Below are 10925 nucleotides of genomic sequence, written 5' to 3'. Positions count from 1 at the left end.
GGCATGAGTCGCGCCAAAGGAGGCATGAGTCGCGCCAAAGGAGGCATGAGTCGCGCCAAAGGAGGCATGAGTCGCGCCAAAGGAGGCATGAGTCATACCAAAGCGACCGAAAAAGCATTAAAAGAACCAATCAACAACATCTTTGAACCATGGATCATCTTTGAATTCATCATCAACATCTTTACTTTCGTCCCCGCCACAAACATCCTTAGGAATATCAGATTCTTCCATGTACACTAATCTTTCCTGAGGGCAATTGGGGCCTGCAACATAGCCGGTTTCAGGATCAATGTAGACTCCTTTTACTCCTGGGGGTGGAATGAAGGCTGCTGTAGGCTCATTCTCATGTATTTTCTCCATCGTATCCGCCCAGATAGCTTTTGCATACCGATGGTCGTTGAAGCCTTCAAGCGGCTTACTGCCTTCGTCATACCCGACCCATACAGCGGAAACGTATTGAGGACTGAATCCGATCATCCAGCTGTCGTTGTCAGTGGTGCCGGACTTTCCTCCATACATGCGTGTCAGCTTCCCTTTAATTGGAGTCCCAGTAACCGATGCATAATCAGCGTCTAAAACCGGATCGAACATGCCCGTCATCATATGGGTGACGGTGAACGCCCGCACTCGATCCACAGCATCATCTTTATTGTAAGTCGGTTTGTATTCATAAAGAACATTCCCATGCCGGTCCGTAATTCTAGCGATGGTATGGCCTTCTATGGATTCCGTTCCTTTCACCATTTTTCCATAGGCACTGACCATATCGAAAAGGGAGATGGAAGAGTACCCCAAGGCAAGGGAAGGGTGTGGTTTGAACGTTTCCTCAACACCGAACGTCTTCATTGTTTTTCCTAGCTTTTCCGGTCCGATATCCATGTGGGTCTTCACCGCATAAATATTATCGGAAACGGCAAGGGCTTCGGCCATGGAAATCGGTTCCTCTGCATATTGATCGTTGAAATTAGAAGGGATATAAGGTTCACTTTTACCTTTCACTTCAATTTCAATAGGCTGCGTCTCTTTCATCGTGACAGGGGAATACCCTTCTTCGAGCGCTGCATAATACAGAAAAGGTTTGATGGTTGAACCGACGGCACGCTTCGCCTGGGTGGCTCTATTGAATGGACTCTCAGCATAATCTTTACCTCCGACAAGGGCGGTTATCGCCCCGGAATGGCTATCCATCACTGCAGAAGCGGCTTGGATCTCTGCACTCCCTGGGATGTTCCGTTTTACCTGTTCTTCAAGAATCCGTTGATGCTCTTCAATTAAAGTGGTGTGAATATGATAGCCGCCTGTCTGAACACTTTCCCTGTCTACATCAAGCAGCTGAGCCGCTTCTGTCACCACTTGATCCTGAAAATAAGGAGCAATCTCCTGGGTTTCATCTTCTTCACCGTCTGCATAGGAAATGCTCGCTTCTACGGCTGCTCTTTTTTCAGAGGAAGTGATATAGCCGTTCTGTTCCATTTCAGCTAAGATTTGCTGCTGCCTTGCTTCTGCTCGTTCCGCGTTTGCGAGTGGCGAATAATAGGTCGGGCCTTTCGGGATGCCGGCTAACATGGAAGCTTCCGTCAAAGTAAGATCTGCTGCATGTTTGTTGAAATACTGCCGGCTTGCGGCTTCAATTCCATAAGCCCCGTGTCCGTAATAGATGGTGTTCAAATAACCTTCCAATATTTCATCTTTGTTATAAAAAATTTCTAATCGTAAGGCATAGAGAGCCTCGTTCAGTTTCCGCTTCCATGTTTTATCATGGGAAAGGTATAAGTTTCTAGCGTACTGCTGGGTGATGGTGCTGGCCCCCTCGGCCATCCTCATCTGCTTGAGGTCCGTAAGTGCAGCTGCTGCAATACGCTTCAAGTCGAAACCGAAGTGGTTATAGAAACGCCGGTCTTCAATAGCTAGTGTCGCATCTTTAATAGATTCCGGCATTTCCTCTATATTAATCCAGTAACGTTCTTCGGCCCCTTGCTCTTCTCCTATGATTTCCCCATCCGTCCCGTAGAAGACGGTATTTTGTTCAGTCATCAATGATGGAGGTCCCTGGGTGATGGCGTAGATCAGTACGCCGATGATTCCGACAATCCCTATGATTGTGCCAAAGACGGTGAGTTTCACTCCTCGGATCGCCCATCTATAAGTGGCTCTGAAAAATGATCGCATTCTTTTATACTCCTAACTGTTACGAATGTATAAAGACTGCTATTATTATGTGAGAATACGTAGTAAAATAAACTTCTTGAGTGAAACAAACACATAAGTGGTGAAAGTTATTTCATAGATGAAAAAGGAGAAATGCAACATGGGTACTTGGTTTACAGAGAAACAGACCGATCATTTCGGGATTACAGCGAAGGTCAATCGCTCCCTGCATAGTGAGAAAACAGACTTTCAAGATTTAGAGATGCTGGAAACAGCGGAGTGGGGGAATATGCTCGTTCTTGATGACATGGTCATGACGACAGAGAAGGACGAATTCGTCTATCACGAAATGGTTGCCCATGTTCCATTATTCACCCACCCGAATCCAAAAAACGTGCTTGTCGTGGGTGGCGGAGATGGTGGCGTCATCCGTGAAGTATTGAAACATGAAAGTGTGGAGAAAGCGACACTTGTTGAAATCGACGGAAAAGTCATCGAGTATTCGAAGAAGTACCTGCCTTCGATTGCAGGGACACTCGAAGATGAAAGAGTGGAAGTGAAGGTAGACGACGGCTTCATGCACATCGCCAAAAGTGAAAACGAGTATGATGTCATCATGGTCGATTCCACAGAGCCTGTAGGACCAGCCGTTAATCTTTTTTCAAAAGGGTTCTACGAGGGAATTGCCAAAGCTTTGAAAGACGACGGTATTTTCGTCGCTCAAACGGATAACCCATGGTTTAAAGCGGATCTGATCCGTCAGGTGTATAGTGACGTGAAAGAAACTTTCCCGATCACAAAAGTGTACACAGCGAACATCCCGACCTATCCTAGTGGGCTATGGACGTTTACGATGGGAAGTAAAGTTCATGACCCTCTACAAGTCAAAGAGGAACGTTTTGCAGATATCGATACGAAATATTACACAGACGAAATTCACCACGCATGCTTTGCGCTGCCGAAGTTCGTCAAAGATCTCACGAAGGAGTGACCTCCATGCGTTTTGATGAATCCTACTCTGGAAAAGTATTTATCATGAGCAGGGCGACGGAAGAGGAAGCGGATGCGGTCATTTACGGCATGCCGATGGACTGGACCGTCAGCTTCCGCCCGGGGTCACGCTTCGGCCCGAACCGTATTCGTGAAGCTTCGATTGGGCTGGAAGAGTACAGCCCATACCTTGATCGTCACCTGGAAGAAGTAAACTATCATGATGCCGGCGATCTGATGCTGCCTTTCGGAAATGCAGCACGGAGCCTGGATATTATTGAAGGGTATCTCGATGAGTTGCTTGAAAAAGGCAAATTCCCTCTCGGTCTTGGAGGGGAGCATCTCGTCACATGGCCTGTCATTCAGGCGATGTACAAAAAACATTCGGACCTCGCGATCATTCATATTGATGCCCACGCAGATCTGCGCGAGGAGTATGAAGGGGAAGTGTTGTCCCACTCAACACCGATTCGTAAATCGTGTGAGTTACTGGGTGCAGAAAATGTGTATTCGTTTGGCATCCGCTCCGGTATGCGTGAAGAGTTTCAATATGCTGAAGAGTCCGGGATGCATATGGCAAGGTTCGAGGTGTTGGAACCTTTGAAAAAAGTGCTCCCTGAACTGGCCGGCCGTCCGGTGTACGTCACGATTGATATTGATGTGCTCGATCCTGCCTTCGCCCCTGGAACAGGGACCGCAGAAGCGGGCGGCATCTCGTCGAAAGAACTGCTTGCAAGCATCCATGCCTTAGCAGGCAGCAATTTGAACATCGTGGGAGCGGATCTCGTTGAAGTGGCTCCAGCCTATGACCCGACAGAGAAGACGCAGATTGCTGCGAGCAAGTTCATCCGCGAAATGCTTTTAGGGTTCGTCAAATAAATGATAGAATGGAACAAGCCACTGTGAGAGGTCATCATAGTGGCTTTTCTATATGGATCGACCTATTTGAAAAGACACGATACAAAGGAGCTTTTGTTTTGGATAAAAAGACGATTGGAGTAGCAGCGATTTATGTATTGATTATGCTCCCCTTGTTGCTTCTCACTTATGGAGCAAACTGGAACCCATCCAACATTTCGTATGAGTTGAATGGAGATACACTAGTGATCAACGAAGGAATAGGGAAAGCAGAGGTGGCTGAAGTGAACGTGGCAGAACGTATGAACGAGCTTCTGCAGTTCACCTTGGCTGTTTCTGTGGAGAATAAACAGTGGAGTACAGATGTATGGGTGGTCGGCCTCCTGCTTCCATTCTTACTATTCGCCATTGTGCCGGACCGCCGTCCGCTCAAAAAAAATCTATCATTCAAGTGGTACTTGACGATTGTTTTGGCTATCCTAGTTCTATATGCGGCTTATTCGATTCCGAATCACGTCGCCCAAGTGAAGGAAGTCCATGAATACGTCAACCTTCTGCTACAATGATGCTTGCGTTTTTCTGTTCGAGTTCTTATAATATATTAGTTATATCATGTACGTAAAAATGGCGATAGAAAAGGTGGAGGGAACATGCCAAGTCACGCAAAAGATGTCCAGGTGCAGCTTGTTACAGAGATACAGGATGGGGATCGTAAAGAAACGATGAAGATCCAGGAATCTGGGCAGTTTTTTAAACGAGGCGATACGCAAGTGCTCACCTTTACTGAGCACCCGGAAGACGGAGAACCGGTCAGTACGATGGTGACGATTAAACCGGAACATGTCAGCATCAAACGAAGCGGTGGCGTGGAAATGCGCCAGGTTTTCCAGACATCCACGGAAACGGAAAATTTATATCACCATACGTATGGTGATTTTCATATGAAAACCTTAACAGATAAAGTGGAATTCCGTTCTTTGGAAGAATCCACACAGGGCCGACTGTATTTAAGTTATACCATGACTTTAAACCATGAAGTGACTCAAGCCCACCGCTTGACGTTGACGTTTGAGGAGGAGAGCGATTCATGAATATCGTTGAACAAATGGAACAGAAACTGAAGGATGAAATTGTGCGCTCAGTCCTTGCTGCTGAGCTTGCATCTGAGGAAGAAATGCCTGAAGTAATCCTGGAGCAGCCGAAAGACAAAGCGCACGGAGATTATGCCACAAACATGGCGATGCAGCTGGCACGCGTAGCCAAAAAGAACCCACGTGCCATCGCGACCGATCTCGTAGAGCAGTTCGACAAGTCCAAAGCGTCTATTGAGAAAATTGAAATTGCCGGACCAGGGTTCATCAACTTTTATATGAACAATCAGTATTTGACTGAATTGGTGCCTACGATTCTGGATGCTGGAGAAGAGTATGGACGCAGCAATAGTGGAGAAGGGCATAAAATCCAGGTGGAGTTTGTCTCTGCCAACCCGACAGGAACCCTTCACTTAGGTCACGCACGTGGTGCGGCTGTCGGTGATTCCCTTTGCAATGTATTGGATGCTGCAGGATACGATGTTTCCCGTGAATATTACATTAATGATGCCGGGAACCAAATGGCCAATCTGGCGAAATCTCTGGAAGCCCGCTATATGCAGAACCTCGGAAAAGAGTGGAGCATGCCGGAAGATGGCTACCACGGCCGGGATATCATCGGTTTAGCTGAAAAGCTCGTCAGTGAAGACGGTGAAAAATGGGTCGATGTTGCGGAAGAAGAGCGCCTTCAGTTCTTCCGTGAGTATGGATTGAAGTTCCTTTTGGATAAAATTAAAACAGACCTGGAAGAATTCCGTGTTCCATTTGATGAGTGGTTCTCTGAAACTTCCCTTTATAACGATGATCAGATCACAGATGCGCTGGCGGTATTAAAAGACCAAGGCTATGTGTTTGAAAAAGATGATGCGACATGGTTTGAAACGACGAAGTTCGGAGATGACAAAAATCGCGTACTCATTAAAAATGATGGAACGTACACGTACTTGACGCCGGATATCGCTTACCATAAAAACAAATTGGATCGTGGGTTTGATACACTGATCAACATTTGGGGAGCCGACCACCATGGCTACATTCCACGAATGAAAGCAGCCATCCAGGCGCTTGGTTACGAAAAAGATACGTTGGAAGTAGAAATCATCCAAATGGTGAATTTGTTCCAGGACGGCGAAAAGGTGAAAATGAGTAAGCGTACAGGAAAAGCGGTTACCCTTCGTGAACTGATGGAAGAGGTAGGAATTGATGCCATGCGTTACTTCTTCTCCATGCGCTCCAGTGATTCCCACCTGGACTTTGACATGGACCTTGCCCGTTCAGAGTCGAACGAAAACCCTGTGTATTACGTACAATATGCACATGCCCGCATTTGCACGATGCTGAAGCAGGCAGAAGAAAAGGGTCTAGTGAAAGATTCATTTGACGGAAGCTATCTCACAGCTGAGAAAGAAGAAGACCTTCTCAAGCGTCTCGGAGAATTCCCGCAAGTGGTGGCAGATGCCGCAGAAAAACGCACGCCACACCGCGTGACTCAATATGCATTCGATCTCGCATCGAACCTGCACAGCTTTTATAATGCTGTCAAAGTACTGGACGATGAGAATCCAGAGCTGACAGCAGCGAGAATTGCCTTGATGAAAGCTGTCCGTACAACTTTGAACAATGCACTTCGATTAATCGGAGTTTCTGCACCAAACCAAATGTAATTCCATATACTAGGAAAAGGGCGTCTTTGCTAATAGAGCAGGGGCGCTCTTTTTCTATATTTACACAAAAAGGTATGATGTTATTGAAGGGTATGGCAGGATTCTTGAAGACTTAATTTGGAGATGTTTGTGTGAGTTTAGGGAGTGCGGGAATCGAAACTGACTCTTCCACACTAGGGAGTTTATATGGAATCTTTTGTGTGTTATTAGGTGGAGGGTTTTCGTAACATAAAAAGAAGCTTGCATGACAAGGGGCATGCAAGCAAAAACTAGTACTGGATCTTACATATTGAAAGGTTGTGGAAAAGATGAAAGAAGTCATTATCGCATTGATTACAGGGTTCATCGTTGGACTGGTTTTCGCAGGATTCAAATTGCCGATTCCGGCTCCGCCTGCGTTTGCCGGAGTTGCCGGAATCATCGGGATCTACCTCGGTTTTAAAGTTATGGCGTGGGCGGGTCCCATGTTCGCTGAATTTTTCAAGTAAAGGATTACAAGAACGGTCTCAACAATACGGCAATTCTCTGGTTCAGGCGTGTGGTGAATGAACGGCGTTTGAGCCAGTGTTCGTCGAAAGGAATGGCGTCACGAGCATCCTCGAAATAGGCTGCTCGCAAGTCATTGATGAAGTCCTCATCATATACATAGGTGTTGATTTCCTTGTTTAAAAAGAAGCTCCGACGGTCGAAATTGGCCGTACCAATATCGGCAAATGTTCCGTCAATGATGATGATTTTAGAATGGTAAAAGCCTGCATCAAACAAACGAATGGAGGCCCCCTTATAGTAAAGCTCTTTTAAATAAGGGATAGCTGCAGGCTTTACAAATGGATGATCGGCCTTCATTGGGATCATAATGTGAAGCTCAACGCCACGGTCAATCGCCTGCTTTAAGTCGTTTTGTAACCTGGGTGTCGGAATGAAATAGGGAGAGCCGATCAGAATTTCTTTTTTGGCAGAGGTAATCATCTTCGAAAACTCTTTTTCCAGCTCGACACCGTCGGTCGCCATAATATTCATTTTATACTTTCCGTCATCAGAAGGCTCACAAGGAGAGAGTGTTTCTCCTGAAGCCAGGTACCAATCATCCAGCATGACCTTATGGATTTCTGAAACGACAGGGCCTGTCAAACGCAGGTGATAGTCTCTCCAGTCTCCGAATTTTGCGGATTCCCCTATATAGTTCTTTCCGATGTTAAATCCACCTACATATCCTACTTTTCCGTCAATAACCGTAATTTTTCTATGATTTCTCCTATTTAATCGATAAAAAAAGAAGGGGAATCTGGGAGTTTCGGCGAAATAGAAATCAACCCCTGCGTCTTTTAGTTTCTTTCTAGCTGACTTATTAATTTTGTACCCTCCGAGCCTGTCGACAAGCAGGCGGACAGGAACACCGTTTCTTGCCTTTTTCTTCAATACACCTAAGAAATTCTCACTAATATAATCGTTATCGATCAAGTAGAAATAGATGTCGACCTGTTTCTCAGCTTCAGAAATTTCCTGGAACATCTGCTCAAAAAGAACCGAACCATTCTTATATAATTTGTAATTGCCGAGGGTTTCCGGTAAGGGAATGGGTCTGTGGTTTTTCTTGTGCTTTGCCCGTCCCATTCTAAAGTCGATGAAAAGAAGGAATAGAAACAAAAGGATAAATAATATGATTGTGACGAGCATCTTTCGTCCCTCCTAAAAAATATCTTCCTGATAGTTTCCCCGTTTTTATAGGTTTCAAAAGGAAAAACACGAAAATATGTTGACTGAATGCTCATTCATAATTTATAGTAAAGCTATAAGATTCAGAAAATTATAAGATTAATTGTCGATTTTCTGATCGGAGAAAAGGGAAGTCGCCATCGCGCGACAACAACAAAGAGGGGGAGAACCAATGAATCCGTTGTTGGTGGCAAACTGGATTTTATTCCTTGGCGTCCTTGTCTACGGCCTGTACTTGTTCGTCCGTGTCGTTCAGACCCGCGTCGCTTACATTAAACTGGGGAAAAAATTCGAGTATGACAGACAGCTGAAGAGGCGTTTGCAGAAGATTTGGATTTATGTTTTTGGACAAAAGAAGTTATTGAAAGATAAGAAGTCGGGCATCATCCACGTCATGATGTTTTATGGATTTATCCTCGTCCAATTCGGGGCGATCGACTTTATCTGGAAGGGACTGGCTCCAGACTCTCATCTGCCTTTAGGACCTTTCTATCCAGGCTTTACATTCTTTCAGGAGATTGTGACACTGACGATCCTTGTCGCTGTCATTTGGGCGTTCTACCGCCGTTATATTGAGAAATTGGTTCGCTTGAAGCGTGGCTTCAAAGCAGGACTTGTCCTTATTTTTATTGGGACATTGATGGTCACCGTTCTTGTAGGAAATGGCATGGGGCTCATCTGGCATGGCCATGAAGGTGCATGGACAGAACCTGTTGCGTCCGGAATTGCAAGCGCTTTCGGTTGGCTGCCTCCTGCAGCTGCTGCAACCGTGTTCTTCATTATGTGGTGGATCCACCTGCTCATCCTGCTTACATTCATGGTTTATGTACCTCAGTCGAAACACGCACACCTAATTGCAGCACCAGTCAACGTCTTCTTGAGCCGTGAAGAACCACCTGGAAAACTAAAACCGATTGATTTTGAAATCGACGAAGATGCAGATGAAGAAGACGTATCCTTCGGAGTTGGAAAAATCGAAGACTTCAATCAACTGCAAATGATCGATTTCTACGCCTGTGTAGAATGTGGACGCTGTACCAATGTCTGTCCGGCATCAGGCTCCGGTAAAATGCTATCGCCAATGGATCTGATTGTGAAATTAAGAGATCATCTGACAGAAAAAGGAGCGGCTGTGACTGGTCAATCTCCTTGGGTACCGGCTTATGCGTTTTCCGGAACAGAAGGAAATACGCTCGCACAAATGTCCCGCTCTCAAGGATCAGATGAAGCAGCAGCTACGCTTGATGCAGTGAACAATAAGAGTTTGATCGGAGATGTCATCACAGAAGAAGAGCTATGGGCATGTACGACTTGCCGTAACTGTGAAGATGCCTGCCCGGTCATGAACGAACACGTCGATAAAATCATCGACCTTCGCCGTTACTTAGTTTTGACGGAAGGAAAAATGGACGCTGATGGACAGCGTGCGATGATGAACATCGAACGTCAAGGTAATCCGTGGGGACTTTCTAAGAAAGAACGTGAAGACTGGAGACAGTTGGATGAGGATGTTCAGATCCCTACTGTGAAAGAATTGAAAAAATCAGGAGAAGAATTCGAATACTTATTCTGGGTCAGCTCAATGGGCTCTTACGATAACCGCAGCCAAAAAATCGCGATGGCTTTTGCCAAACTGATGAATGCAGCGGATATCAAATTCGCAATTCTTGGTAACAAAGAGCAAAACTCTGGAGATACGGCTCGCCGTATGGGGAATGAATTCCTATTCCAGGAGCTAGCTGAAAAGAACATGAAAGAATTCGAAAAACATAACGTGAAGAAAATCATTACAATCGACCCGCACGCCTACAACATTTTCAAAAATGAGTATCCGGACTTTGGACTTGAAGCTGAAGTTTATCACCATACGGAAATGCTTGCTGAATGGTTGAAAGAGGGCCGTTTGAAACCAGAAGGGGTCGTGAAAGAGAAAATTACTTACCACGACAGCTGTTACCTCGGCCGCTACAACGAAGTGTATCAGCCACCGCGTGAAGTGTTAGAGATGATTCCTGGAGTCGAAGTGGTGGAAATGAAGCGTAACCGTTCCAACGGCATGTGCTGTGGAGCTGGAGGCGGGATGATGTGGATGGAAGAGAAATCCGGAAACCGCGTCAACGTTGCCCGAACCGAGCAGGCGCTTGAAGTCGAACCGACGATGATCTCCAGTGGCTGTCCATTCTGTCTGACGATGCTTTCCGATGGAACGAAAGCGAAAGAAGTAGAAGAGGAAGTCAGCACGATGGATATCGCTGAGATCCTAGCGAAATCCATGTTTGAGAAAACCGAAGAAAAGACGGCTTAATCAAACGTTTGACCAATATTTTTTCCGTCGAACAACCCCGTTAAAAGAAAAAAATAGTATGAAAATTGTGGAAAGTGTACAGCGTTTTATGTACACTTTCCTTATGGGGCGATTTTGAGCGAGCGTTCAATCGTCAATTTTGAAAGCGTTATC

Annotated in this window: 9 protein-coding genes; 7 read left to right on the top strand and 2 right to left on the bottom strand. The window is 45.7% G+C overall.

Features of this window, described 5'->3' with window-relative positions; genetic code table 11:
• Positions 1-117: 117 nt before the first annotated feature.
• A complete protein-coding gene (locus HFA01_RS15060; RefSeq protein ID WP_146817686.1) occupies positions 118-2169 on the bottom strand; it encodes a transglycosylase domain-containing protein in 2052 nt (683 codons plus the stop codon).
• Between the two features lie 139 nt (positions 2170-2308).
• On the opposite strand from HFA01_RS15060, the gene speE reads away from it, so the two are divergent.
• From speE to HFA01_RS15030, 6 genes are all read left to right on the top strand, one after another.
• On the top strand, positions 2309-3139 hold the full coding sequence (gene speE, locus HFA01_RS15055; protein ID WP_146817684.1) for a spermidine synthase: 831 nt from the start codon (positions 2309-2311) through the stop codon (positions 3137-3139).
• A gap of 5 nt (positions 3140-3144) precedes the next feature.
• Entirely contained in the window at positions 3145-4017 is an 873-nt protein-coding gene (gene speB, locus HFA01_RS15050) for an agmatinase (RefSeq protein WP_146817682.1), read from the top strand.
• Positions 4018-4115: 98 nt separating this feature from the next.
• Positions 4116-4562 (top strand): hypothetical protein, encoded by a 447-nt coding sequence (locus HFA01_RS15045; protein WP_146817680.1) that lies wholly within the window; start codon positions 4116-4118, stop codon positions 4560-4562.
• Positions 4563-4646: 84 nt separating this feature from the next.
• Positions 4647-5087, top strand: a complete 441-nt coding sequence (locus HFA01_RS15040; RefSeq protein WP_146817678.1) for a YwiB family protein — start codon at positions 4647-4649, stop codon at positions 5085-5087.
• Positions 5084-6751, top strand: a complete 1668-nt coding sequence (gene argS, locus HFA01_RS15035; RefSeq protein WP_146817675.1) for an arginine--tRNA ligase — start codon at positions 5084-5086, stop codon at positions 6749-6751. The genes HFA01_RS15040 and argS overlap by 4 nt, the downstream gene beginning before the upstream one ends.
• Positions 6752-7059: 308 nt before the next feature.
• Positions 7060-7239: a XapX domain-containing protein gene (locus HFA01_RS15030; protein WP_146817672.1), complete on the top strand. Its 180-nt coding sequence runs from the start codon at positions 7060-7062 to the stop codon at positions 7237-7239.
• A gap of 4 nt (positions 7240-7243) precedes the next feature.
• Here HFA01_RS15030 and cls read toward each other — a convergent pair whose 3' ends face one another.
• Positions 7244-8428, bottom strand: coding sequence for a cardiolipin synthase (gene cls, locus HFA01_RS15025; protein ID WP_146817670.1), 1185 nt, complete (start codon positions 8426-8428; stop codon positions 7244-7246).
• Positions 8429-8639: 211 nt separating this feature from the next.
• Between cls and HFA01_RS15020 the strand changes: the two genes are divergently transcribed.
• Positions 8640-10772 carry a heterodisulfide reductase-related iron-sulfur binding cluster gene (locus tag HFA01_RS15020; RefSeq protein WP_146817668.1) on the top strand — a complete coding sequence of 711 codons (2133 nt, stop codon included), beginning with the start codon at positions 8640-8642 and terminating at the stop codon, positions 10770-10772.
• Positions 10773-10925: the final 153 nt, after the last annotated feature.

It is taken from the genome of Halobacillus faecis (assembly GCF_007991335.1).
Lineage (GTDB): Bacteria > Bacillota > Bacilli > Bacillales > Halobacillaceae > Halobacillus > Halobacillus faecis.
This window is presented reverse-complemented; position numbering and strand designations above follow the sequence as displayed.